28 protein-coding genes are annotated in these 25,831 nt (G+C 44.0%); 7 read left to right on the forward strand and 21 right to left on the reverse strand.

What is annotated here, in order from left to right:
• The 16 genes from VN447_RS13600 to VN447_RS13675 form a co-directional block, all read right to left on the reverse strand.
• Window positions 1-726, reverse strand: a 726-nt coding sequence (locus VN447_RS13600) for a hypothetical protein (protein WP_325525884.1), incomplete at its 3' end; no start/stop codon positions are given.
• 50 nt (window positions 727-776) lie between these two features.
• Window positions 777-1,085: a BMC domain-containing protein gene (locus tag VN447_RS13605; RefSeq protein WP_325525885.1), complete on the reverse strand. Its 309-nt coding sequence runs from the start codon at window positions 1,083-1,085 to the stop codon at window positions 777-779.
• A gap of 40 nt (window positions 1,086-1,125) precedes the next feature.
• Window positions 1,126-2,598 carry an acetaldehyde dehydrogenase (acetylating) gene (locus tag VN447_RS13610; protein WP_325525886.1) on the reverse strand — a complete coding sequence of 491 codons (1,473 nt, stop codon included), beginning with the start codon at window positions 2,596-2,598 and terminating at the stop codon, window positions 1,126-1,128.
• A gap of 20 nt (window positions 2,599-2,618) precedes the next feature.
• Window positions 2,619-3,266 (reverse strand): ethanolamine utilization microcompartment protein EutL, encoded by a 648-nt coding sequence (gene eutL, locus VN447_RS13615; protein ID WP_325525887.1) that lies wholly within the window; start codon window positions 3,264-3,266, stop codon window positions 2,619-2,621.
• 34 nt (window positions 3,267-3,300) lie between these two features.
• Window positions 3,301-4,197 carry an ethanolamine ammonia-lyase subunit EutC gene (eutC, locus tag VN447_RS13620; protein WP_325525888.1) on the reverse strand — a complete coding sequence of 299 codons (897 nt, stop codon included), beginning with the start codon at window positions 4,195-4,197 and terminating at the stop codon, window positions 3,301-3,303.
• 12 nt (window positions 4,198-4,209) lie between these two features.
• Window positions 4,210-5,574 carry an ethanolamine ammonia-lyase subunit EutB gene (locus tag VN447_RS13625; protein WP_325525889.1) on the reverse strand — a complete coding sequence of 455 codons (1,365 nt, stop codon included), beginning with the start codon at window positions 5,572-5,574 and terminating at the stop codon, window positions 4,210-4,212.
• Between the two features lie 32 nt (window positions 5,575-5,606).
• A complete protein-coding gene (locus VN447_RS13630) occupies window positions 5,607-7,031 on the reverse strand; it encodes an ethanolamine ammonia-lyase reactivating factor EutA (protein ID WP_325525890.1) in 1,425 nt (474 codons plus the stop codon).
• Window positions 7,032-7,043: 12 nt separating this feature from the next.
• The gene (locus VN447_RS13635; protein WP_325525891.1) at window positions 7,044-7,385 is read right to left on the reverse strand and encodes a BMC domain-containing protein; all 342 of its coding nucleotides are present in this window, start codon (window positions 7,383-7,385) and stop codon (window positions 7,044-7,046) included.
• A 36-nt stretch (window positions 7,386-7,421) separates the two neighbouring features.
• On the reverse strand, window positions 7,422-8,813 hold the full coding sequence (gene eat / locus VN447_RS13640) for an ethanolamine permease (protein WP_325525892.1): 1,392 nt from the start codon (window positions 8,811-8,813) through the stop codon (window positions 7,422-7,424).
• 439 nt (window positions 8,814-9,252) lie between these two features.
• Window positions 9,253-9,846, reverse strand: a complete 594-nt coding sequence (locus tag VN447_RS13645) for an ANTAR domain-containing response regulator (RefSeq protein ID WP_325525893.1) — start codon at window positions 9,844-9,846, stop codon at window positions 9,253-9,255.
• On the reverse strand, window positions 9,812-11,287 hold the full coding sequence (locus VN447_RS13650) for a sensor histidine kinase (protein WP_325525894.1): 1,476 nt from the start codon (window positions 11,285-11,287) through the stop codon (window positions 9,812-9,814). The genes VN447_RS13645 and VN447_RS13650 overlap by 35 nt, the downstream gene beginning before the upstream one ends.
• Before the next feature lie 271 nt (window positions 11,288-11,558).
• Window positions 11,559-11,882 carry an AzlD domain-containing protein gene (locus tag VN447_RS13655; protein WP_325525895.1) on the reverse strand — a complete coding sequence of 108 codons (324 nt, stop codon included), beginning with the start codon at window positions 11,880-11,882 and terminating at the stop codon, window positions 11,559-11,561.
• Complete coding sequence (locus VN447_RS13660; protein WP_325525896.1) at window positions 11,872-12,579, reverse strand: AzlC family ABC transporter permease; 708 nt, start codon at window positions 12,577-12,579, stop codon at window positions 11,872-11,874. The genes VN447_RS13655 and VN447_RS13660 overlap by 11 nt, the downstream gene beginning before the upstream one ends.
• 6 nt (window positions 12,580-12,585) lie before the next feature.
• The gene (locus VN447_RS13665; RefSeq protein ID WP_325525897.1) at window positions 12,586-13,509 is read right to left on the reverse strand and encodes a helix-turn-helix domain-containing GNAT family N-acetyltransferase; all 924 of its coding nucleotides are present in this window, start codon (window positions 13,507-13,509) and stop codon (window positions 12,586-12,588) included.
• A gap of 208 nt (window positions 13,510-13,717) precedes the next feature.
• Entirely contained in the window at window positions 13,718-14,221 is a 504-nt protein-coding gene (locus VN447_RS13670) for an HD domain-containing protein (protein ID WP_325525898.1), read from the reverse strand.
• A gap of 21 nt (window positions 14,222-14,242) precedes the next feature.
• Window positions 14,243-14,608: an MmcQ/YjbR family DNA-binding protein gene (locus VN447_RS13675; protein ID WP_325525899.1), complete on the reverse strand. Its 366-nt coding sequence runs from the start codon at window positions 14,606-14,608 to the stop codon at window positions 14,243-14,245.
• 167 nt (window positions 14,609-14,775) lie between these two features.
• Here VN447_RS13675 and VN447_RS13680 point away from each other — a divergent pair, with 167 nt between their 5' ends.
• Window positions 14,776-14,991 carry a hypothetical protein gene (locus VN447_RS13680; RefSeq protein WP_325525900.1) on the forward strand — a complete coding sequence of 72 codons (216 nt, stop codon included), beginning with the start codon at window positions 14,776-14,778 and terminating at the stop codon, window positions 14,989-14,991.
• Window positions 14,992-15,005: 14 nt separating this feature from the next.
• Here VN447_RS13680 and VN447_RS13685 read toward each other — a convergent pair whose 3' ends face one another.
• Both VN447_RS13685 and VN447_RS13690 read right to left on the reverse strand, forming a co-directional pair.
• On the reverse strand, window positions 15,006-15,857 hold the full coding sequence (locus VN447_RS13685; protein ID WP_325525901.1) for a DMT family transporter: 852 nt from the start codon (window positions 15,855-15,857) through the stop codon (window positions 15,006-15,008).
• 26 nt (window positions 15,858-15,883) lie between these two features.
• Window positions 15,884-16,312: a GNAT family N-acetyltransferase gene (locus tag VN447_RS13690; RefSeq protein WP_325525902.1), complete on the reverse strand. Its 429-nt coding sequence runs from the start codon at window positions 16,310-16,312 to the stop codon at window positions 15,884-15,886.
• A gap of 108 nt (window positions 16,313-16,420) precedes the next feature.
• Here VN447_RS13690 and VN447_RS13695 point away from each other — a divergent pair, with 108 nt between their 5' ends.
• Window positions 16,421-17,590 (forward strand): molybdopterin-dependent oxidoreductase, encoded by a 1,170-nt coding sequence (locus VN447_RS13695; RefSeq protein WP_325525903.1) that lies wholly within the window; start codon window positions 16,421-16,423, stop codon window positions 17,588-17,590.
• A 5-nt stretch (window positions 17,591-17,595) separates the two neighbouring features.
• Here VN447_RS13695 and VN447_RS13700 read toward each other — a convergent pair whose 3' ends face one another.
• Both VN447_RS13700 and VN447_RS13705 read right to left on the reverse strand, forming a co-directional pair.
• The gene (locus VN447_RS13700; RefSeq protein ID WP_325525904.1) at window positions 17,596-19,212 is read right to left on the reverse strand and encodes an amidohydrolase; all 1,617 of its coding nucleotides are present in this window, start codon (window positions 19,210-19,212) and stop codon (window positions 17,596-17,598) included.
• Window positions 19,213-19,488: 276 nt separating this feature from the next.
• The gene (locus VN447_RS13705) at window positions 19,489-20,073 is read right to left on the reverse strand and encodes a hypothetical protein (protein WP_325525905.1); all 585 of its coding nucleotides are present in this window, start codon (window positions 20,071-20,073) and stop codon (window positions 19,489-19,491) included.
• Window positions 20,074-20,657: 584 nt separating this feature from the next.
• Between VN447_RS13705 and VN447_RS13710 the strand changes: the two genes are divergently transcribed.
• From VN447_RS13710 to VN447_RS13730, 5 genes are all read left to right on the forward strand, one after another.
• The gene (locus tag VN447_RS13710) at window positions 20,658-20,843 is read left to right on the forward strand and encodes a hypothetical protein (RefSeq protein ID WP_325525906.1); all 186 of its coding nucleotides are present in this window, start codon (window positions 20,658-20,660) and stop codon (window positions 20,841-20,843) included.
• Between the two features lie 16 nt (window positions 20,844-20,859).
• Window positions 20,860-21,435 (forward strand): flavodoxin family protein, encoded by a 576-nt coding sequence (locus VN447_RS13715; RefSeq protein WP_325525907.1) that lies wholly within the window; start codon window positions 20,860-20,862, stop codon window positions 21,433-21,435.
• A gap of 109 nt (window positions 21,436-21,544) precedes the next feature.
• The gene (locus VN447_RS13720; protein ID WP_325525908.1) at window positions 21,545-22,129 is read left to right on the forward strand and encodes a DUF2284 domain-containing protein; all 585 of its coding nucleotides are present in this window, start codon (window positions 21,545-21,547) and stop codon (window positions 22,127-22,129) included.
• Window positions 22,130-22,286: 157 nt separating this feature from the next.
• Window positions 22,287-22,931, forward strand: a complete 645-nt coding sequence (locus tag VN447_RS13725) for a cysteine hydrolase (protein WP_325525909.1) — start codon at window positions 22,287-22,289, stop codon at window positions 22,929-22,931.
• A 269-nt stretch (window positions 22,932-23,200) separates the two neighbouring features.
• Window positions 23,201-23,779 carry a hypothetical protein gene (locus VN447_RS13730; RefSeq protein WP_325525910.1) on the forward strand — a complete coding sequence of 193 codons (579 nt, stop codon included), beginning with the start codon at window positions 23,201-23,203 and terminating at the stop codon, window positions 23,777-23,779.
• Between the two features lie 187 nt (window positions 23,780-23,966).
• Here the strand turns inward: VN447_RS13730 and VN447_RS13735 are convergent, their stop codons facing one another.
• Complete coding sequence (locus VN447_RS13735) at window positions 23,967-25,559, reverse strand: oleate hydratase (RefSeq protein ID WP_325525911.1); 1,593 nt, start codon at window positions 25,557-25,559, stop codon at window positions 23,967-23,969.
• Window positions 25,560-25,831: the final 272 nt, after the last annotated feature.

Genomic DNA, 25,831 nt, shown 5'->3' on the forward strand with positions numbered 1-25,831 from the left:
AATATAAAACAGGCTTGATAGCCGGTTCAATTGTAAAATGATATCCGGCCGGCTGCAGGTACCGTCCTCGGCAGTAAAGGCGCGATTCGCATAGAGTTCAACTTCCCGGATCTTGGAGCGCAGACTGTTTAACCGGGCTACCACCCACCCATCCTGATAACTCATGGGTGTATGCGGTATACCAAAATATTTGTCCGGATGGTGGGACATTTCCCGGATCTCGTCTGCCTTCCAGCCAAACAACGTACCGAACTCGATGGGCTGCTCCCGGACTTCCGCGACCATAAGCTGTTGGGCCCGCAGGGCCACTTCTTCCAGCTGGGCGGCAAACTTGGTTTCGCCTGCTTTTACTAGCATAGTTTGCGTTTCCACCAAGTCACAGCCAAACTGATCCAGCTGTCCCCGCCAGGCAATAACCGGATGGGTTTTCAGGATCAGTTCCTTGCCCCGTAAGTGAGTCATATGTTCAGGCTTTGGGGATGGGGTTCCGCCAGCAGAAGCTCTGCTGGCAGCATTGCCCTGGTTTGTCAACAGCGTTACCCCTGCTGCGGGAGCATTCTCCTGCTCCGCCTTTAATACTGTCTCCCCTTCATACTGAACCTGTATTCCTTGTGAACGCAAGAAATCCCGCGCTGAAGGTGTGATGATACTCCCCTGGGGAATGGTTATGGTAGTTGACTTCGTCTTATGCCAATTGGCTCTAAGTACATGTTCGGATATAATCACACGCATCACCTCCCGGTTGTTTCAGATGGTATTGGTTAAGAGGTGATTGATTAATTGCCGTAAGCTTTATTATCGCCAACAGGCAAAACATATTCCACACTGGCGTGAGGCCGTGGGATGACATGCACGCTGACAATTTCGCCGACACGTTCGGCCGCCAAGGCACCTGCATCGATAGCGGCCTTTACTGCCCCGACATCACCGCGCACCATCACCGCCACATAGCCGCCAGATACATGCTCTTTACCGCACAAAGTAACGTTGGCGGCCTTTAACATTTGGTCAGCAGCCTCAATGGCCGGAATTAACCCCTTGGTCTCAATCATTCCTAACGCAACTACACTGCGTACTTCTGCCATTTTATTTTTCCTCCTCAGTGTTTTCTTCTAATGGTATCTATCAATTCAAAGTACACTTCATTGCCTTCATGACTTCTTCAACAACGGCTTTTACAATCTGCGCATCAACAGAACTCGGAGAACTAATGGATGGTACTCCGGCTGCGGGCTGAATGGCTGGACGTTCGGGGATATTGACATGCCAGGCAACCCGTTTGATATTGATTAAATGTAATGGCGTTACGTTCTCTGAAACACTGGAACCGCCCCATGTTCCACAACCCAGGGTAAACGAGGGGGCCAGTTCAGTTGTAGCGCCAACACCGCCTAATGCTGAAGGGGTATTTACCAACACACGGAAAATTGGCTTTCTCAGGGCAAATTCGCGAATTACCGCTTCGCTATTGGTATGGATGGCCAGGCTATGACCGATACCGCCAATATCCAATAGTTGCATGCACCTTTCGCAGCCTTCCTCCCCATCCCTTACCTGGTAGAACCCTAACACGGTAGTTAATTTTTCGTAAGACAGTGGCCAGCGTGGTCCAACTCCATTCAGCGGAGCCACCAAACACTTGGCATGCTGCGGTACATTAATGCCGGCCATTTTCGCAATTACTTGCGGATCTTTCCCGACCACCCGGGGATTCATGCTGTTGTTCGGCAACATGACAACCTTAGAGACCTTCTCAACTTCCTCTGGTTCAAGGAAATGCGCGCCATAGCGCTTTAATTGTTGAATCAGTTCTCCAGCAATACATTCTTCAGCTACTATTGCCTGCTCGGACGCACAGATTGTACCATTGTCGAAAGTCTTGCCTGCAATAATATACTCAGCCGCCTTCGCCAAATCTGCTGTTCTCTCAACAAAAGCCGGGACATTGCCAGGCCCAACCCCAAGCGCCGGTTTGCCGCTGCTGTACGCAGCTTTCACCAGGGCGCTGCCGCCAGTGGCTAGGATGACTGATGTGATCGGATTTTTCATCAATTCCTGAGTGGCTTCCATAGAGATATTTGTCAGGCAACCAACAGCGCCCTCAGGGGCTCCGGCGGCAACAGCCGCACGGTTCATAACGGCAGCGGCCTCAGCGGTACAACGCGCTGCTGTCGGATGTGGAGAAAACACGATCGCATTGCGGGACTTGAGGGCAATCATTGCCTTGTATATGACCGTAGAAGTTGGGTTTGTTGTCGGTACAATCCCGGCAATTACGCCAACAGGTTCGGCAATTTTCCACAACTTTTCCCGTGTCTCGATGATCCCGGCTGTTTTCATGTCCTTAATATAGTCATACACATGCTTTGCGGCAAAATAGTTTTTGAAACACTTGTCCTCGTACTTACCCATGCCGGTTTCATTTATCGCCATTGATGCCAACCTGCACGCTTCAGCTTCTCCGGCATTCCGCATTGCCTTGATAATATCGTCGACTTGCGACTGTGAGAAACTTTTCAGGACATTTTGAGCCTCTTTGGCCTTTTTTAGCAGATTACGTACTTCTTGCACAGATGCTAAATCCCGATCAAGTTCCATTGTATCCACCTCTCTCCCAGTTAGAACTTCAGTGCGTTGGTTGCCACGTCAATTACAGCCCGCTGAAAAGCTTCACAGGCTGCCCGGCAAGCACTTTGCGTCCCTGTTAAGAGCGCCCCGCCGAAGTTGGTCTCAGTCGGAGGTCCATACAACACTTTCATTTCTACTTCAGCTGCTTTCAATGCTGCATCAATTCCATACATTGCTTCAATCGGAGGCGCAATCAGATAGGCCAATGGCTCACCAGCTGGTATTTCGGCAATTTTGGAGAGATAACTGCCGGTCCTGGATATGGTATGAGCAAACCAAGCTGTAGACCCACCATCACAAGTATAAAAAACGGCTTCATTTTCCAAATGACTAATACAAGCGTCCATACCGGCGCTTACTTCGGCCGGTGACGGCCCTGCCAATATGCCGATGATTTCGCCAGACCGGGGTCCTGAGGCATGGGCTGCGCCCGCATAAAAGCTTTTTGCATAAACAACATCTACTTCGGCTTTTTTGGTTGCCTCGTCAAGAGCGGTATAGGTCGCATCGTCAATCGTAGCAGTAATTAGGCCAATTGATTTTTGGTACGAATCTAATCCCAGTTTTTCAGCAAAATCAGGTGCAACATTGGGGATGAAACGTACAGCAAGAACCTTCGGCTTAATCGGTTCGATCATTTCATAGCCTCCCTTTTCAAACACTATCTAAGCTTCACTTCAAGTTAACTCCTGTCGCCTTGGCATCAAGAATTCTTTTTAACAAATCCGCCAAATGCGCCCCGGCTTCCGCCGACGGCAAACCACCTTTGTGGATATTACTTACTACCGTTCTTTCACTTTCAATCATCCCGCGGCGAGCATTATAGCCGATATAGGCGCTCATGCTTTCCGCAGTCCCTAAACCCGGCCGTTCCCCAAGGAGAACAATCACGACTTCCGGTTTAAGCTCCTCGCCAATTACGTCCATAATCCCCACCCGGGCATACTTAACAAAGATGGTTGTTCCCACCGCGATTCCCATGCTGCTTAGCCCTTGAATCATAGCCGGCAGCAAATTAGGAATATTAGCTTCCACTGCCTTGCTGGACAAACCGTCGGCGACTACAACCTGTACTCTGACTCCTTTTTCACACCGCTGCCGCAAAATTTCAATATTCTCAGCATCAAGCAGCCTGCCTAAGTCCGGTCGCGTCAAGTATTCATCTTTGCTAGAACATTTCGTTACTACCGGTACCATGTTATATTGTGCGGCAAATTTCTCTGGCACCTCTCCCAATACAGAGTCCTGTGCCATGGCGTGATCAGCCCGGAAACGCAGCAAGGTATCTGTCAAAGGGCGTACACCGGTACGCCATACACCGATGCGTGCTGGTGTTGCCAGTTTCATATCCTTATACAGTTCTGAATTTACCGGCTCAGGGACTTGTAGATATTTCTGCAAATCTATCTCTGCCAGGTCGTCCAAATAGTCGTCCGTATACTCAGCCTGTTCCCCAGAAGTCACTGGCTGCCGTTGAGTTACGCTGCATTCAACAGCACCTTTCGCTGTTTTATTCATCTCCGCCAGCACCTGTTCCACGATCAGACGGATATTATTTTCCACCACCATAAATCCTGCCTCCTATTTCGTAAAGATGGTAGCGTCACCGGCCTTGGGCGTAAGCTTGCCGTCTCTCATGATACCCATCCGCTCTGCCCAATTCTCAAATTCCGGCAACGGCCTAAGGTTATACACCTCACGCAAAGCTGAAATGTCGTGATAACTGGTGGTCTGATAATTCAGCATGACATCATCGCCCATCGGTATCCCCATAAAGTAGGTACAACCTGCTGCACTTAGTAAAACAGCCAGATTTTCAATATCATTCTGGTCTGCCTTCATGTGATTGGTATAGCAAGCATCTACACCCATTGGCAGGCCTGTCAATTTTCCCATAAAATGATCTTCCAGCCCGGCGCGGGTTACCTGGCGGGTATCATACAAGTACTCGGGACCGATAAAACCGACCACTGTATTTACCAGAAAAGGTTTATAATGACGCGCCAAACCGTAACAACGCGCCTCCAGCGTAACCTGGTCGGCACCATGATGCGCCTCCGCCGACAGTTCAGACCCTTGTCCTGTCTCGAAATACATGATATTAGGGCCAGTAGCCCGGCCCTCTTTCAGGCCTGCTGCATAAGCCTCATCCAAAATCCGGCTGTCAATACCAAAGGCCTTGTTGCCAGCTTCAGTACCGGCAATTGACTGGAACAAAAGATCAACCGGCGCGCCCTTTTGTACTGCCCGCAACTGGGTAGTAATATGAGCCAACACGCAAATTTGTGTAGGAATCTCCCATTCTTGCACAAACTGATACAGTGTTTCTAAACTGCGGATAACCGCCGGTAGGGTATCATCAACCGGATTCAACCCGATTACAGCATCTCCCACACCATAGGCTAATCCCTCGCGGACACTGGCAAGAATTCCATCGACCCCATCTGTCGGGTGGTTGGGCTGAAGGCGAGCGGCCAAACAGCCAGGAACACCAACAGTTGTATTGCAGTGGGCAGTATTTTTAATTTTCCGTGCTCCCACTACCAGATCAAGGTTGCTCATCAACTTAGCAACCGCCGCCACCATTTCTGATGTTAGACCGCGGCTGATGCGGTGTAGGTCATCATGTGCAGTGTTCGCAGCTAAGATAAATTGCCGAAGTTCGGCCACCGACCAATTTTTAATCGACCGGTAAACCGGCTCGTTCACGTCATTGTCAATTATTCTTGAGACCTCATCCACTTCCAGCGGCACCACCGGATTGTTACGGAGATCTTCAAGCGTTAGTTGGGAAAGCACATATTTAGCAGCAATCCGCTCGGCAGCATTCTCTGCCGCTATGCCTGCCAGAATATCGCCAGACTTTATCTCATTGGCTTTTGCGAGAACCTCTTTAACGCTTTTAAAACTAAAGCTTTGGCCCATAAGCCTCGTTTTCAGCTTCACGCGTTTCACTCCTCCTTTGCCTGGTGCACACTTTATCGAGCAAACACCAGGGTTTTTACAATGACCGGAACTGCTTCTTCATAAGGCAGGGGCTTTGCTATATCGAGAAAATCACCCAGCTTTAGTTCTATGCCGTCCAGGCATACTATTTCTTGCTCAGGCAGAATGCAGCGCAGGCTTTGTCCCAAGACTTTGCCTATATCCTGCTGCGTCACAACTACTTTCGGAGTACCGTCTAGCTGCATCAACTCTGTGGCAAGCTGCTTGGCCAAGGCGACGATTGTAGTGAAATTAGTGTCTGGCAGCGGTGGCACCACCAAGGCAAACGTCCGGTACAGAGAATTGTCAAAATTCCGGGCGAGATTGACCCATGTCCAAGCCCCGTCAGACCTCTGCTCAGGGTAGATTGCCGGGATATTTCTGAGCGGTAAAACATTCTTACTGACCATGACAGTCGACCCGGATACATTTACAGTATGTATGCCTGCCCCGAGTACGGTTGCATGAATGGTTTCTTCTCCCTGATAAACCTGCAGCGATTTAAAAGCCATACTGTCACGATAAGCCTCGGCAAGTAGAGGCCCGACATCGCCGTGAACCCACCACTTCTCCGGTTGCGGTTGATAAACATAGCGGGCAACGCCACCGGAAAAAACGATGCCATCTAAGGCAACAGCCGGCAGATGATTGGTCATCACCAAAGCCCCATCCCCCGCTGACGGAGGTTGATGGAACAAAACACGGTCCACACAATGTGTCATTTCAGCTAAGCAAGCCTTAATGGCAGCCTGCTCTTCCCCAGGTGAACAAGCAGGAAAAAGTGTCCTGCCTGATTGACTTTCTAAACAGCTTGCCAATTTCTGCGCCGGGGGGCTAATATACGAAAGCCGGCGCGACAGTGTGTCAATTTCAAATAGTCGCCCCCCCACATTTATACAAGCTGTTCCGATGCAAACACCGCGGTCAAAAAACGCGATATTGGAGGTACCACCACCAATATCCAAGTTGGCCACCCGAATATGCTGCCGCTTGGAAATCTCTTCAGCGCCTGAGCCCTTACCGGCAATTACACTTTCTAAATCCGGACCTGCGGTCGCTACCACGAATTCGCCGGCGAATTCCGCCAAGGCATGAACAATTTCTGATGCATTTTCTTTCTTAGCTGTCTCTCCGGTGATAATAACTGCCCCAGTGTCAACATCTTGGGGTTGAATGCCTGCACATTGATACTCATGCGCAATAATATTGCGTAAAGCGATTCCATCAACCCGGTTACGGTCCAGAAAGGGCGTAAAGTGCACAGCGCCCATATACACCACGCTCTTGCGGGTGATTTCGATTTTAGGAACCTGAGTTCCCGGCATAACATTAACCAGTGTCAGCTGGGATAACACCATTTGGGTAGTAGTCGTTCCAATATCAATTCCGATACTGGTAAGCGTGATTTCCTTTGTCATAATGCTTCATGATCACTTGCTGGTGTCAGCAGGCTTTGTTGCTGCTTTAGCCGGTTTTTCTTCAGCCGGCATACTTGGTAATATGGCTTCCAGCTCCGCGTGTGGCCGGGGTATAACATGACAACTGACAAGTTCGCCAACACGTTCAGCAGCAGCGGCACCGGCATCGACAGCTGCTTTCACAGCCCCGACGTCACCACGTACCATCACAGTTACCAGTGCTCCGCCCACTTTTACTTTGCCGATTAACTGAACGTTAGCCGCTTTTACCATGGCATCGGCAGCCTCAATACTTCCTACCACCCCTTTTGTCTCAACCATACCTAAAGCAACTAATCCATCTTTGTATGACATCTTTTATTGCCCCTTTCTTAAAAATGATTCACTGTTCTACTGCTTATCCAATTCATCCAACACACCGAATTCCTCTTCGAAAGGCCGGATGTTTTTATTGCCCCAGATGAAATAATAGACTATCGCCACGATGTAAGCCACAGCAACCCATATTAGACTATCAACACTTGCCACAAAAAGGCTGACTAAGCAAAATACCGCAATAACCAAGCTGATGGCCGGCACAGTCGGAAACATCGGAACTTTAAAGGGACGGTTCATTCCTGGTTCCTTAGACCGCAGCACAAACAGGCTTACCAGACTGATAATATACATGATTACTGAGCCAAATACAGATATGGTGATTACAACATTTGTCAAGCCTGTCAATGCGGCACCCAGCCCCACTAGTCCCGGCAGGATCAGTGCCCATACAGGAGTATGATGTTGCGGATGAACATACGCCAGGAATTTCGGCAAGTAGCCGGTACGAGCCATAGCATACGTTTGGCGGGAATAACCGACAATAATGCCATGCAGCGAAGCAATTAAGCCAAATAAACCAATAAAATTGATGGCCATAACCCAAAAAGAACCTTCACCAAAAATACTGCTTAAAGCCAATGGCAGCGGAAAGTCTACGGCATCAATCAATTTGACATCAGTAATACCGGCAGTAAGGAACAATGTCGCAAAGGCCATTACTGTCAAAGTTCCCATGCCGCTCAAAAAGCCGATTGAAATATCTTTTTGCGGATTGACCATTTCTTCAGCCGCCATGGCGCCGCCTTCAATGGCCAGGTAGAACCAAATAGCAAAAGGAACTGCCGCCATAACTCCACTATAGCCGTTCGGCAAGAGCGGTTCGGCCATTACCCGGGAAATTTCAAAATGAGGTATAGCTAAAGCCCAATAAATCACTAGGCCAATCAGTGCTACTACTGTTACAATCAGTTCAAATGTGGCTGATACCTTCATTCCCCAATAATTGATAAAGATAAATAACAAAAACGCAACTATTGTCGCTGTCATCGCCGGGATATCAGGCAGGATATTATGGATATACCCACCTACCGCTAAGGCAATGGCCGGCGGCGCAAATACAAATTCAATGAGGCAGCTTACCCCGCTCATATAACCCCAAAACTTGCCTAAGGCCCGTCGCGCGTACGCGGATGGACCGCCGGCATGCGGAATAGCCGTTGCCAGTTCTGAATAAGAGAGAATAAATGTCACATAAAAAATAGTAACTGGGACAAGCGCAATGGCTAACCCGATTACCCCACCTGCGCCAAAACCATAACTCCAGCCAAAATAGTTTCCCGAAATAACCAGTCCTACAGCCAAGGCCCAGAGATGGATGGGTTTCAACACTCGCGTAAGTTGAGTGTTCTCTCCACCGGCGCTGGCATGAGCACTATTCACTACCGGTTTTTCCAAATTACTCATTACATGCTCCCCCTTACTTTACTAATCGGACAATTTTGTAATACAACAACAAAGACCCTAGTTGGTAATACTCCCCCCCTACCTCCTGATTTTTTATCCAGTTCATCCATCATCTTACTTCTGATTCGTAAGGCTGGATGTTACTGTTTAGCATATAAAAAAAGCCCTTTATGACTGTTAAATCTTGCTTAACAGTCATAAAGGGCGCTATTACCCAGTATTCCCTTGTCTGCTTCCAACTCGCACCGACCGGTATGTCTTTTACTCATAAACCTTGTTTCGGCAGTTTGCTAAGGGCGCTATTGCCCTAAATTGCCTTGCTGAACTGCGCGTATTACAAAGTTATCCAGTTCTGAATAAATCTATAGTTTTGATGATTCGCTCTATATTTAGTAATTCCTGCAAGATATTGCTCAAAAATATAAAAAAATTGCTCAAACTAAGGTTGCCCCGAACTCATCTTCATTTTTTGGTTTACAATAATTCGTTTAGCCAACTCCACCAACGTTAACCGTTCCCGCATGGCTTGGCGCAATAATTGCCGATGAGCTTCCTGTTCCGAAATACCCAGTCTGTCTTTCAAAATAACACGAGCATGGGCAATCGTTTGCTGACTCTCCAGCTGATCTTTTGTCGCCGCTAACTCTTGTTTAATATTTTGGGTATCTTTCCACCTTGCATACGCTATGCGGACCATCGCCAAAAGACCGTTTTCCGAGGTTGGTTTTACGAGATAACCACAAACATTCACACATTCGGCACGACTGATAAAACCAGCTTGACTGTAGGCAGTAAGCATAATCACCGGAATATTCATGCCCTGAAAAATTTTTGCGACTTCTAACCCATCAAGGTTGGGCATCATAATGTCCAAAATAGCCAAATCTGGTGAAGTACGTTTCGCGACTTCAACAGCCTCACGCCCATTGGAGCACTCTCCGCATACCACATAACCTGCATTTTCAAGCATTGCTTTAACATCTACCCGGGTAAGTGCTTCATCTTCCGCGATCAGTATCGACAGTGGAGTCATAATCTTCCTCCTTCCTATACAATGGAAATGAGACCTTCGCTATTGTTGAGCCGGTACGGCGTTCGATCTGGAATGTGCCGCCCATTTGCTCACAAACCAATAATTTGACCAGATACAACCCCAGACCATCACCTTTTATACTTAGAACTATGTCGCTATCTTGGTTCTCTGTATCTGCAATCATCATGTGAACAATTCCATCAGATTCTTCTACAAAAATACTGATTTCTCCGTCCGTTACCTCCTTGATGCCATGTTTTAGACTATTTGTGATTAGTTCATTTAGAACTAATGCGACAGAAACAGCCTGGCTATCAGGGATTCTTACTTCTTGCCCCTGTACAGATATTCTAATTTTCTGATCTGATAAAGTGTAGTTGTCTACCAAATTCTCAGCAATATAGCCAGCCAAATCCAAAAGATTCAGGGAATTCCAGCTCTGATGCGCAAATACGTCATGAACCCGTGCAATGGAGAGAATTCGGGCTACACAGGCTTCGAACTCTTTTTTCACAACCTCTGATCCCATTCTCCGTTTTTGTAAATTTAAGAGAGATACAACATTTTGCAAATTATTTTTCACACGATGATGAATTTCTCTAATGATGGCACTTTGCACATCTAACTGGCGCTCTTTCTGCCGCAATTCTGTAACATCCTGAATAGAGACGACACAGCCTGATAACTCCATATAATTCACTAGCGGGTGAACGCGAAAAAGAAAATGGGAATTATCCACTTTATACTCCATCGGCGAGGCAAGACTATCCAACATATCCTGCATTGACGCAAAGGATAAAGCTTTCATTAAATTTGCACCTAATGGTGAATCAGGAAAATAGGCCTTACCTATCCGTGTCGCATTCTTATTTGCATAAATAATTTCACCTTTTTGATTAAGGACAAAGATACCGTTGCCTACCCACTCTTCCCAGGCGAAACCAGTAAACGTCAATGACATCAAGGTGCTGCTTAGCCGTTCTGCCGTTTGACTAAGAAATTCGACTTGTTCCTCATGGCGAATCTCTGCCGAAATATCCTTTTCCATAATGATTACACCGATGACTTTATTGTCTCTGCTGCGAAGCGGTACAACAGTCTGGTCAATGGGAACGCCCTCTTGACTCAAGCCCCGCACATTTCGGACAATCCCCTCCCGGGAGAAAGCTTGGAATACTGCAGGTTCCTTAGTAGCGTAAGCAATCTCTCCAACCACACAATGTTTGTACAGCGAACGCCCCGGAGGATGTTCCCATGCCAGGACAATCGAATCAACGCCATTTTTTAATAAGGCATCAATAAAAATATCCGTTCCTGTCAATTCGGCAATAATCGGCAACTGCTGGACCATCTTCTCAAGATCCGCTATTTCACTCAGGTCCAAATCAGTATATTGCTTACAAAGATTACGAAACACCAGCGAGTCATACGCTTCTTTCACAGACTAAAGCCTCCATAATACATTCATCATTAAGCCTTCTTTGTCCGTTCCGCCTGCAGAATATTGGTAATATCCAAAATAAAAGAAAGCGCTGATAAAGACACTTAAAAAATGCAAAAGTACGTTTAAGTGCCAACAGCGAGTCCGGTAAATCATACGTTCATTTTGACATGGCTCTACAATATTTGTCAAGGCTTACCAATTTATCTACCAGCAAAAGACATTACCAACGTCGCTGGTTTTTTTCCAGAACCGATTGATACGCAGACGGTTATAGATTTAACCAGCGTAAACAAAGCATCACAATTGTTGAACCCCCAACAGTCAATACAAATTTTTTATATCGCCATGCTATAATTACAGCTATAATGCTTGCTAAGAGGTAGTGGTTGTCAAAGGATATGTCTAGATGAGATTTGGGCAGAAGTATGGCCGGTATAGCCAGAGCGGTAAAAACAGAGGCAGGCAGATGCTTCAGCCACTTCTGCGCCCATAACGGCAGCGTAACATTATCGAAAAGGATAATGGAGCCTAACCTGGTACAGGCCGCCGCAAGTGCCATAACACATATAATGAGGAGATATTCAGTTCTCATTCTTAACAATCCTTTCCCAAACTAAGCCAACAGTCGGAGCGACAATACAGGCCAGTAGGATATACCATTTGCCGCCCATCGTAAGCGATGCAGTCAGTGCCGTTACAGCTGCTACTGCCGCTACTAATGCGGTAAGACCATCAGAGAGCTTTGGTACTAATATTGCTATGAACACTGCTATCAATGTGAAATCCAACCCCCATGACAAGGGGTCTGGTACATAGTGTCCGAATAGGGCACCTGCTGCAGTAGCAAATGTCCATGACATATACATTACCACACTAGCTCCTATATGATAGGAGGCACTATATCCATACCGGCTAATACGGCTCATCGTAATGGCATAGGTTGCGTCAGTCATACAAAAAGCCAATACATAACGAATAAGCTTAGGAATACTAGCCATATAGGGACTTAATGAAGCTATAAGTAATAGGTTGTGCAGGTTCATCATCAAGGTAACGGCCATAATCATATTTAGGGCAAGCTCACCTGACTGCAACATTAAGACTACAGCGAATTGCGCCGCACCGGAAAACACTGCAATCGACATAAGTATAGCTTCGAATGGTGTAAATCCGGCAGCTACACTCATAACGCCGCAGGTAAAACCGAACGGTATACTTCCTACCAACAATGGCAAACAGTCATGGCAACCTTCTAATAATTCTTTGCGAGAGTAACTGAACATAGACATTATAATTTAGCCATCTAGAGTAGCATCCCACCGCTGCTCAATCATTTGGTTTTTCCATGAGTTGTTTTCCTTTTCTTCAGTAAGCTTAAATCCAAAATCTTCATATAAACGCCGTGCTGCGTCTAAGCCTTTGAATGTCCAAAGAAATACATGTTTATAATTTTGCTGCCGGCAGTATTCCATCACAGTTGCAACCAGCTTGCGTCCCAGGCCATCACCCCGGAATTCCGGCTCTATTAAGAACCATCGTAGTTGTGCGGTTGTTGGGCTGGTTTCAACTATTCCAATAAAGCCTGCGATAGTACCGCAACATTCCGCTATAAAGATTTTACCAGCCAACGGGTTATCTAAATACTTAACCAGACTTTCCAAAACGTATTTTTCAAATACTTGAGTATCCAGACCATGTTCTAGCGCGTATAACACGCCGTGCCGGTATGCAATATAACCTACATCACCTGGCCTATGGTTACGAATCGAGATTGCGGTATCGCTTTGTCCTGATAACATATTTTGTACAGCGGCCATATGGTTAACTAATTTCTGTTGCGCTCCCTGTGGTATTTGCTCCAACAGGTGGACAAGCTGAGTGGATGAAGCTTCTGACAACTGACTATAAGTCTCTCTGCCTTTTTCAGTTATAGCCAGAATTTGTGACCGGCCATCTGTTACTGATTTATTTGTTTCAATTAGCCCCTCTTTCTTAAACCGTCTGAGAATACGGCTGAGATAGCCAGGGTCAATTTGAAGAATTTCCGACAAATCACTGGCAGTACATTGGGTGGCATTAACAATTTCTAATAATACCCTTGCCTCTGCTAAAGAGTAAGGACTCTCCAAAATAGTCTGGTTTACAACACCAATAATGTTGGTATAGAACCGGTTAAACTTCCTAATCTCCGCCACTCGTAGTCTAGTAGGATTATCCATAGTTACTCCTCCTAAATCGATTCTTAGACTTATATTACAAGCATATTAGATTTAGTTGACACAGTCAAGTAAATCTTTGACATTGTCAACTTTTTTATACTAACCGCAGTTGCTATGCTATAGATTTCCAGCAGGGTATTCGAGAGAGAACCAACACGAAAAAGCTCCGCCTTAGCCGCCAGAAGGCAGCAGCGGAGCTCATAAAGAACTAACCAAGGTATCGTCCTCTCGCAATGAGGGTTCCTGTTGATGTCCTGAAATTTTTTGCAATAATGTACGGCAGCTTTTCAGTATGGGTATCTAACCCTTCTTCCTCAATGTTTACTAATAGATCAGCTTCCCAAATAATCTGGAAGTCCAAACCGTTGTTCTTGGCTGACGTATGATGTCCACCGACGATATAAGCTACTCTTTGGATAATGTCTTCAGGCTCACTATGTCGAGCCATTATTTCCGTCACAATGGGCGGACCTTCAATTTCCTGATAGGTACCGGCAGATGAGTTGTATTTCTGTTCAGCGATCTTAATACCCACATCATGTAGAAGAGCAGTGATGATGACTATCTTGCGAGTCTTCTCATCAGCCCCCTCTCCGTCCATGATGCTTTCGGCATAAGCAAGCACTTTAAGTGCGTGGTTGATTCGGCGCTGGTCTGACCCGAAATGTTCTTTCAATTCCTTGATATACTCTTCTTTCTTGACCTTTGTCATCTTACTCACCCCATAGAATAATTACCACTCGCCTTGGTCTCCTGCCCTTTTCCTCCGCGGAAGTGATTTATATACCAATTCATAAGAATGATCTATTAACCCTTTGATTTCTTTTTCTGGAATGCTGCCATCAAGCAGCAACGTATTCCAGTGGCGTTTATTCAAGTGATATCCAGGAGTTATACTTGGATATTGTTGCCTTAATATCTCTGAATAATTAGGATCACATTTTAGGGAAAGATTATCCTGTCCGCTCCGACGTGACAATAAGGCAAATATTTTGCCTGCAACCTTGATAACAATGACATCAGGACCAAAAGGATAATCTTCGATGGCACCGGGTTTATTGAGACAATAGGTAAATAAGTCTTTAGAATTCAAGTTCATTCTCCTCTCGTATACGAAAAGGACCCTTCTTTCTATGTTTTCAAATAAGAATTCGCCTGGAGCTATAATAATCCTTTATTTAGTAACCTTCCTTTAGGGAAACCAATGATAATTTGCCAATATTCATCCAGTCGATTATAATGGTATTAGCATAGGAGGTGCTATCCATGTCCAAAAACGCAAAAACAATTAAATGTGGCACCATCAACCCGAACACATTAAAAATCGCCGGTAAGCCTAACCGGGCAATGACCCCGGAAGTTAAACTGGCCCCTATCTGGATCGACCGAAAAAATGACTATAGACGTCATAAAGAAAAGCAAAAAATCCGCCGTTATTCCGATGATTATGGAAACGGCGGATTTTTTATGTATTTCTTGTGATGGAGTCTTTCCAACTATTTGGATTTAATAGTTGCGTATAAAACAGTACCTACAATGATAATTCCTCCTAAGATTTCTCTTAACGTTGGTATCTCTCTCAGTAAAAAAACAGCAAAAATGACTCCATACACTGGCTCAAGGCTGGAAATAATCCCTGCTGTCTGTGTTTTAATATTTTTCAAACCATTAATAAATAAAGAGTGTGAAATTCCAGTAAAAACGATACCCAATAGAATAAGGAGAAATATGTCACTAGAATGAAATAGGGGCTTCTGCAGAAAGAAGAAAGGGATTAATATAATTGTAGCTATCAATTGCTCATAGAATGCAATGACTAAACTAGAATATTCGTTTACATATTTTCTGTTTAGCATAGATAAAATTGCATAAGTAAAGCCGGATGCTATTCCCCATAAAACTCCTTGAGTTGAATTATTTGCCAACTCAAATTCCGGAATCACAAGCACTACCCCTAAGAATGTAATGAATGCAACCATAATATCTGATAACTTGATATTCTCTTTGAAAAAGTATGGCTCCAGAAAAGTAACAAAAACAGGGAATGTCGAAAACGTAAGTAATCCTATCGCGACAGTAGATACCTGAATAGATTCAAAAAAAGTAACCCAATGGATTGCTAAAATCACTCCCATTATTGCCAAATAAAAATAATGCTTTTGCTGTTTCAGTTTTATGTCGTTTTTTAGATAAAGCAGGGCACCAAATAAAAAAATACTTGCAAAAAAAACTCTTCCCAGAACTATTATTATTGCAGGTAATGATATTAGTTTTCCAAATAAGCCTGATAAACCGAATAATAAAACTGCCACATGAATCTGTATTAAACTTATATTTTTTGAACTCATTATAGTTAATACTCCCATTCTTAGAACTAGTGGCTTACATTTTTTGAGTAGATATGTATATCTTCTCTTTTATGAAAGCCAATATGGTCCCAAAAATCCATTCCTTGGCCGTTATCTGCCATCACAAATAAATGGCATTTTGTTATCCCGGCTTCTTTAAGCTTAGTTAAGCAACGTTCTACTAACGTCCGTCCTATTCCCCTTTTTCGCTGGTCGTTGTGTACCGCTAGGTGATAAATAAACCCCCGGCGTCCGTCGTGTCCGCATAGTATGGTGCCAATAAGTTCATTACCGAATTCGGCAACAAAACTCATTCCCTTGTTCCGGATTAGAAACCCCACAATATTCTCTTGGGAATCGGCATCACTCAATCCCATCCCCGGCGTCTTTTGCCAAAGGGCGATTGCAGCTTCATAATCTTCCGGCATCAACTCTCGTATTCTACATTCAACCAAAAATGTTCACCTCCCATCTGTCCTGTGCTTTTCCTTAATGGAGCAAATAATAACTACCACAATATAACATCTAAAGATTTGGGAATGATATCTAAATGTGGAGGTTATATGAATAAGAAAATTAGTAACTTGCATTTCTTGCACACCGTAGTAACGTTTGGATTAATTCTTACCGGCCTGATTTTATACAGTCAGTTCTTACGGGGAATATTATCGTCTCTCCGAAGTTACGTGCGCGACATACACATTTTCGCCGGCATTTTATTTATTTTTAGTATCGTTGCCTATTGCGTCATTTTAACAAGGACTTGGGGGAAAATCTCAGGCCAATATGACAGAAAACTGATGAATCTAACTGCAATTACACTGGCCGTAGGCCTAGCCTTAACCGGTATTCTGCTCCTTACGTACACCGATTTACAAAATTCACTAGATATTTCAGCACTCAGCCTACATAGAATACTTGCAATAATAGGCATCCCGGCTGTCTTCTACCACGCAGTTACCGGCTGGTTCTCCATAACGCGGCAAGCCGGCGTGGACGGCCCTGTCAGTGCAGACAAAGGATTCATCAGCAGCAGAAGGGTGTTCATTCGATGGACAGCATCTGCCGGTGCATTACTTAGTGGCCTGGTATTGGCTAAATGGTTTCTTTTTAGCAAAGATACTACTCTTCCCGGGGTAAAGGGTAAATATAAAGATTGCAATAAAATGGACCCGCTGCCGGTGCCTTCACTCGGCTCAGTGCCCCCTATTGGCGGCGGCTATAAAGGCAACTTCGAAGTCTTCACCGTAACACAGATTCCCTGTGCTACATCAGCTGGCTGGCAATTTAGAGTCTTTGGTTTAGTTGATAACCCCCTGACTTTAACCTGGACAAAATTCCTCGACATTCCGCGCCAAGTGCAGGTTAGTGATTTTTATTGCATTACAGGCTGGACTGTAACACATTGTACTTTTGAGGGAATCCCGCTTTCGCGGCTGCTGACCCTGGCCGGCTTACAACCCAACGCAAAGTATGTTAAATTCTACTCAAGTGATGGGGTCTATACAAGTGCATTAAGTTTGGAGCAGGCACTGATGAAAGACGTCATGGTTGCCGTGTTGATTGATGGGGAGGCGATTCCCTCTGACCTGGGCGGACCGGCACGATTAATTATCCCCCAAATGTATGCTTATAAAGGCGTCAAATGGTTAAATGCCATCGAATTAATTCAGGAGCCCCATATTGGCTACTGGGAGAGTAGAGGCTATGCGAACGACGCATGGGTAAAATAAGTGAACTACTCCTGATAGACAATTTTGCCGCCGGCGATTGTCCATAATACCCTTGTCTTTGGTATATCTTCCGGCGGAGCTGACAAAACATCCTTTGAAACCAGAATTAGATCAGCAAATTTTCCTGCGCGAAGCGTCCCTTTCATGGTTTCGCTAAACTCAGCATAAGCACTACCGCTCGTATAGGCTTGCAAACATTCTCTGACGGAAAGTTTTTGCTCAGGCACCCAGCCGTCAGGATACTGACCATCTTGGGTCTGTCGGGTTATCGCTGTATAAATACCAAAAAAGGGATTCAACGGCACAACAGGCCAATCGGTACCAAAAGAAACTTCAACTCCGGCGTCCAAAAGTGAGCGAAAAGCATACGCCATTTGGCAGCGTCTATCACCAATTCGTTTCTTGGCCCAGCACCCGTCTTCGTAAACGTGACCGGGCTGCACCGAAGCCAGAATTCCTAGCCGCGCCATCCGCGTAATATCATCAGGCAGAAGGTGCTGCGCGTGTTCAATGCGAAACCGCCGATCCCGCGGCCCATTTTCTTTAATGACAGCTTCAAATATATCAAGCAGCAAATGATTCGCCTTATCGCCGATAGCATGAATAGAAACAGGCAGCCCTGCCTTATCTGCAGCGGCGATTCTCTCGCGCATTATTCCCTCGGGGTACATCTGGTCTGCCAGCAGGCCGGCGGTTCCGGGCACATCGTCATAAGGCTCAAGCATCAGCGCCGTACCTGATCCCAGGGAGCCATCCACAAACCCTTTTACCCCTCCGAAACGTAGCCACGCGTCACCGCAAAAACCCGCTTCCATCAGTACTAATTGTTTTTTCCACTCAGTAATTTGTGTGCGGGCATAAATCCGCAGGGTAAGCTTTTGTTGCTGTTGGAAGCGTAGGAAAGTTTCCCAATCATTCCAATCTCTCCATGCTGTTATATCTTGAACTGAGGTAATTCCCATCCGGGCTGCATGCTGCATCGCTGCCATAAGTGCCTCGTTATACTGTTGCTTGGAAGGCGTAGGAATGCACTGCTGCACAAGTTTCATAGCATTGTCTTTGAGAATACCGGTAGGCTCCCCAGTATAGGGATCTCTTTCAATGACTCCACCCATGGGATTAGCAGTAGTCCGGTCAATTTCAGCTAAGCGGTGGGCAGCGCTATTGGCAAAACCGATATGGAGATCACTACGGGTAATAAAAACAGGAATATGCGATGTAAAAGAATCAATCCAGTCTTTTACAGGCGTTTGGGACTGCGCCCATTGGTCATTATTCCAGCCTCCGCCAGTAATCCAATGCCCACTCGGTATGTTAGCTGCACGAGCAGCAATGGTTTGAACAAACTCTTCCTTGCTTTTTACTTCGCGAAGGTCAAGTGATAGAAGTTGAAACCCGCCTACCATCAAGTGGGTATGGTTATCAATAAAACCAGGCAAAACCAAGTGCCCTGCCGCATCCAATACTTTTGTATGTTGACCTCGAATAGAACGAATCTGATCATTGGAACCAATAGCCAAAATCAAATCATCTTTTATAGCCAGAGCTTCAGCATAAGGCAATGAGGGTTCACCTGTCCAAATGCGAGCGTTGATTACCATTAAATCTGGTTGAGCAATCATGAAATACGTCCCCCTAGTATCAAAATTCCCTACTTTTTCTTGTATTCCATAAAATTTCTCTTTAAAATTGCACTATTCCGGATTATCCGGATGGCGAATCCGGATACTTGTCGGTTAGTTTGATTTTACGCCGATGTAGTTTCTAATTCAACAAAAAACTATCATTTATTGGGGCTGAATCATTTTTTCTGCCATCACACTTCTCGCACAATTCCTGAAACATACAACAGAAATAATAAAGACACTCCACAACACAATCTGGAGTGTCTTTATTTTTTATAAACTATTCAATATTTTTACGTTAGCCTCATCCATAGCCTGATTCAATGCTTTAGTAATTGGATCTCTATATCCAACATCTCCAAATACAGTTTTGTTTTCCGATGCTCCTGTGACTTGGAATGTAACTAATTTACTCTGTTTAACATTATAAACCTTGTACCGTAATTTTGCTTTTGTTACTACTTTCATTTGAAACATACTCATATGTCTTGTGGTTATTAATTGTGATATTTCCATTGCAATGACATAATCGGCATTGGTTTTTTCGGCAACAATTGCTAAAATATCTTTATCGGGAAGCTCTTTGTTAGAAGTATCAAAACCGGCAATATTCAAGGCTTTTTGCGTTTCTACTAAAGGAATTATTTGAAAGTTTTTGTTGGAATACTGCTCTGTATATTTTGCGTCAACAATTTCTTTTATATATCCCTTTGTTTCTTCCGTAGAATTAATATAGGGGATTATTGCAATACTTGCTTTGGTGATAGATGGTTGAGTTTCTTCTTCTGCTGACACAGCAAGAATATTAACCGACATTAAGAGTAGGCATAGAACTGTAATAATGGTCAGCTTTCTCATAAAATCACTCCAATCAATATAAATATGTCTAATTATAATGGATTGATTTGCAAAAATTTGTCGAAAATTAATGTATTGCCAAAAACTTCGAAAGCCCCGACACACGCTTCAGGGCCTTCTTTCTCCATTTTAAAAAGGCACTTTTGTCATTATCACAAAAGTGCCTTTTAATTACTATCCCTGTAGATATCATTTTAGACAAAGATTCAGTAGCTTATTATTACCGTTACCAATGGTACGGTTCTCCATAGCACCTCAGACAGCCGGGGAAGTCATCTATAGAAGCAGACATATTTTCCTCTTTATTTAAAATTTGAATACCTCATTAAGTAACCAAATGGTATAATTAGGATAATCTTTGAATCCTCTACTGACATAATCCGCCCTGCGGAATTTAAAGTGTTTGATGCCGGACATGTCATAGCCCCAGGGCTTTATTCGGTAACAGTCAATACATGGATATCCCAATTGATGGCGGCACAGATGACAAGGCTGACTGTCAGCAATAAACTTAGCTGCAAGAGTGCGAAGTCGGTTATTTAGGGTACATGGAAATACCATTTTCTCCTGAGAGGTGATCTCCTATGGCACTAACCAAAGAACAAAAGAAAAAAATCTATGAGGAAGAACTCGAACGTATTAAAGCCCGTGAACGTATTGAGGCTGAACGTGCTCGAAAGCAGCAGCCAAAAACTTCACATGTTAAAGATTGGATTATCGCCATAGGTTTTTTGTTTATGCTTTATGTAGTGTTTGGTGGAGGTAAGTAAAATTGGGGGTGTGCTTATGAAAGTTCTAGGTATTAACGGTAGTCCTCGAAAAGATGGTAATACAGCAATATTAATTAGGACTATATTTGAGGAATTAAATGAGCAAGGTATTGATACTGAAATAATACAACTATCAGATGTTACGATCAAGGGTTGTGTGGCATGCGGGGGTTGTGTAGCACACAAGAATGAAAAATGTATTGTAGTAGACGATAATTTTAATGAGTGCTTTGCTAAGATGGTGGCTGCTGATGGTATTATACTAGGCTCTCCCGTATATTCCGCTGGTGTTACCTCGCAGATTAAGGCGCTAATTGACAGAGCTGCTATTGTATTGGCTGCTAACAAGGGGCTGCTTAAGCATAAGGTTGGTGCCGCAGTAGTAGCCGCTCGTCGTGGTGGTGCTATTAGCGCGGTAGACACTTTGCATCATTTTCTACATAGCAAAGAGATGTTTCTGGTAGGCTCAACTTACTGGAATATGGTTTATGGCAGGGAAATTGGAGAAGTTAATCAAGACCAAGAAGGAATAGATAATATAAAGAATATTGGTCAAAACATGGCATGGCTACTAAAAAAAATTCATGCCTAGAACGAATTAGACGTAGTTTATTTCAAAATGGCATTGGGCAAAGTATCGGTGGGTTCTTGGTGCGGAGTGAATATTTAAGCTAAGCTTACTATGAAATGAGGTAATTGACTTGTATCATACCACCACAAGTATTAATTCGGAACATTTGCATGAGTTTATCAGCAAATATCAGCATCAAGAAAAATTCATGGCTTTTTGCAAAGACTGTCATAATTATAATACACTTTGGTCTTGCCCGCCTCTGCAATTTGATGCTAATCAATTTCTACTAGACTTTAATTATATCTACATTATTGGTGCCAAGGTAATATACGATGCAGAAACCATTGAGTTAGCCAATACAAGTGATAAAATCAAAGAAATTACCACGCAATCTCTACGAGAAGTAAAAAATAAACTATCAGATATACTGCTTGACTTAGAACGGCAAATTCCGGATAGCATTAGTTTAGCATCTGGAGGGTGCCACATATGTGAGCGTTGCAGAAGATGTGATAACTTACCCTGCCAGTATCCGGAGAAAATGCGATATTCTTTAGATTCTTTTGGATTTGATCTAACAGCAATTACATCTGATATGCTTCAGATAGAATTAAAATGGTCAAAGGATAGTTTACCGGAATACTACACACTAATTCACGCATTGTTAACGAAACAATCTTTGGGCAATATGTTGGAGAATATAATAATATAAGCTATCGTCCCCGCGATTATTGGCGACAGGATGAGTAGGAGTGACAGGCTATAGATTGCCTTTGCATTCTACATTTTTTTAAGTTTTGCCGGTTTCCGTGCAGGACTGATATAGGCCTTACCGAACACTTCTAATGCGATTACAAGGAGGCGGCATCATGATTAAATTGAGGTTACGTTTTGCCCTATTCTTATGTCTGTTAGCACTTATGGTTTTATGGAGCCTTCCGGCATGTGCCAGCGACAAGACAATTATCGACGAGTGGACAAGCATCTCTATCCCCACTCCCCCTTCTCTAAAGCCGGTCGTCGTTGATGTATCTTCCACAGCGTTCTTGATCCTTGATATTCAGACTAAAACTAGTGAACAGAGACCTCGCTGTGCGGCCTCCGTTCCTGGGATCGCAGATTTTCTAAAAAAAGCAAGAGAACAGGGTATGACGGTTATTTACAGTCTTACCTCCACTGCTACCCCCGCTGACATTGTGAGCCAGATCGCCCCCCTCCCCGGTGATCCTGTTGTAAAGTCAAGTGTAGATAAATTTTATAACACTGATTTGGATTTTATTTTAAAGTTACGAGGGGTTAAATCGGTGGTAATCGTGGGTACTGCTGCCCATGGCGCCGTGTTGCACACCGCCACTGCAGCTGCTATTCGAGGTTACCAGGTGATTCTGCCTGTAGATGGGATGTCCGCTGAAGACGCGTATGCCGAACAGTACACCGCCTGGCACATGCTTAACAGCCCAGGTACACGCAATAAGGCAGCTTTGACCAAGCTCAGCATGATCGAGTTACGTTAGCTGAACATTTCACTTCGAGGGGCGTTTAGTGATAACGAACCCTCTTTTTTATTCGGCTAAATAGCACGTGCAAAACACTATTTTGCCTGGACAATAATATCTGAATTTGCTGTAAGCAACTCTTGACGGTACCTGCAATTTTCCAGGAAAAAAGATGGTGCCGAAAAAGAAGAACCACGTTCACAGACCAAAATTTCATTGCTGCTTGCGTGGATTTATCGATATTTTAGCCAGTATATATTTTTGCAAGTAATTAAGAGATGCTTTAAATGAATCTGCTTAAGAAAGTATTGTTACTGCTCCTAATTTTTTGTGTCTCAAATATTACCCTTCCTGCCTATGCTATTACACCACTCAATGTGGCTATTTTACAGCCAATCAATACAGCAAAATACAAGTACGTAGATGATGTTCAGATAATCCAGGACACTATAAAAAAGCCATTCAAATACCCCTATTATACATTGATCCCATCGGATACGGTTGAAAAAACAACTCAAACCTTTTTAGTTGATAATAGGTTCCTCAAGTTGTCCGACGAGAAAGCCATGTCAGATCTTGCAAATAAACTTTCCGCAGATATTGTAGTTGTTGTAGAGTTATCGAAAGTACGAATGAATCGGATTTATTCGCCTTGGCTTGATGACACGTATATTGAGTCTGATATAGTGTTGAAGTGTTATGCTTACTCTACCCTGTCAAAAAAACATGAGGTAATCAGAGTAGTTAAAGCTGAAAGAGAAGCTGAAAGTGTTAATACGAATGCAAATGTTATTTTCGAGGAACTTACTGAACAAATATTGGTTAAGTTACCTTATAAGCGCATACCAGTTAGTAGTGTGTTATAGCTGCATCCACTCCGCTTTAGGTTTTGCTTTTATACTTTGGGCATCATCAAGCTTAGTGCTCGATTCTAACGGGCAGTATATTACCCCATCAAGAAGGCCAAAATCTATTGAGCCATGAGGTTTTATTATTGGTGTTATACCCATTTCATTAATTGTTCCTATCCTGTAAGGATTAAGACCTGAACTATTATCTATATGAGGCATTTAATGCTTTTAACATGACCCGGATATCATATCGATGTGGAGTGACGGGAAGGACCTTTTTCTCCAACCCAAGCAGGGAATAGACAGCGATTCTTGGAGTACGGACAGAATACTCCTCAGTGAATACCATGTCTTCCGGAATTTCAACAAACTGACCAATGAAGGCTAGGTTTGTTGAACCTTCAGGTACTACCTCCGGTCTATCACCTTTAGCACGAGGCTGAAACATTGAAATAATATAAGGCAGCATACATGGAATCACATTAACTACGGTTCCCATGATTTCATTCATTTCCTCTTCAAAATGCAGATGGTAAAGGAGTTCAGTGAGGATTTCTTCGCCAGTGCAGTCCCGCATAGGCTTCTTTACATAGTCACCTTCCTTATCGGTGTAAAGGCCATAACCCCAAAAAATTGTAATATCCTCCGGCTGATTCTTAAAGTGAGGCTGTGCAGCAACCACAATCGACATCAGCCAGTTAGAATCCCGAAATGTCATCAAAGCACCGCTGCCTGGTTTATTGCGTGAAAATTTTTCAATCATTTTAAGAAGCTTGTTGCCTTTTAAGGTGACCGTAAAGGATGCCCAGTTAGTCTCCTCAGGACTGCCAAAGAATTTATTCGGGTTTCCAAGCCCCTCTTTTTTGGCAGCAATTTTTGCCCAGAGTCTACCCGAAATAGGGTTTTCCACATCCATTTTAGTAGGAGTATTCAGATTACCCAGTCGTGAATTATCAGTCATACAGCCATTGGTTACAATGCACAAATCACCTTTATTAAGTTGAATGATGCCTACTTTTCCCCCATGCACATAGCGTATTGCTGTAACGGTAATGCCTTCCCCGTCTTCAAAATCCAGGTCCGTCACGGTGTATTTCAGGCTGAAATCAACACTAGCCCGATCCAAATACGCCTTCATAGGTAATATAATTGATTCATACTGGTTATATCGCGATCTTGTTACCCCCTCAAGTGTATGGATCCGGGAGTATTCAAAAATCATCCGGTGCATATAGCGTTTAAACTCAATCAAACTGGACCACTTTTGGAAGGCAAAAGTGGTCTGCCACATATACCAAAAGTTTGTCTCAAAGAAGTGTGGTGTCTTTGCAAACCAGTCGGAGATACGAAGGTTGTCGAGTTTTTCTTCAGGGATAACCATTAGCTTAAAAAGCGCCATACGGTCAGCATCGTTAAAACCCATGGATAAAACATCAATTACTTCATGATCTTTATTGATAAGTCTCGCATTCGCATGAGTTGGATGGGCATGGTCAAATGCAAGAATTTCATCGGTTACGCTCATGCCTTCATAATCCATTGATGGTATGGAAGAAAGCAGCTCCCACGTGTTTTCGTAAGTTTCTTCGTTTAGCATTCTTCCACCTCGGGCAACAAATCCGTCCGTTGGGTTCCCCGCTGCATCATTACTTCCCCCCAAGATATGCATTCCTTCTAAGATATGAATATTTTTGCCGGGGAAATCACAATCCCTAACAAGGTAAGCAGCGCCTGCAAGAGAGCCTAACCCTCCGCCCACAAAATACACTTGCGTATTTTCATATTCTTTCTTCATATCAGAATACCCCCATGCCTTACTTAAACTACACAGAATAGGCTATCCTAACAATCTTAAAAAATACGTTGGCATAAGAATAGACAGGCCGCAGGATGACAACGATGCATAGCGCTCGCAATCGACTCAAGAGAACAGCCATGGCAATACTGGCCACAGCAGAACCAATGAAAACAAAGATAATTGTGATATACTCAAATAAGCAGGAAAAGATCGAGGGACGGTTTGGAGATAACTCCGCTTGTTAGAACATGATCAGATTGTCTTTGAGT

The sequence above is a fragment of the Sporomusa sp. genome (genome assembly GCF_035561155.1).
Taxonomy (GTDB): domain Bacteria; phylum Bacillota; class Negativicutes; order Sporomusales; family Sporomusaceae; genus Sporomusa.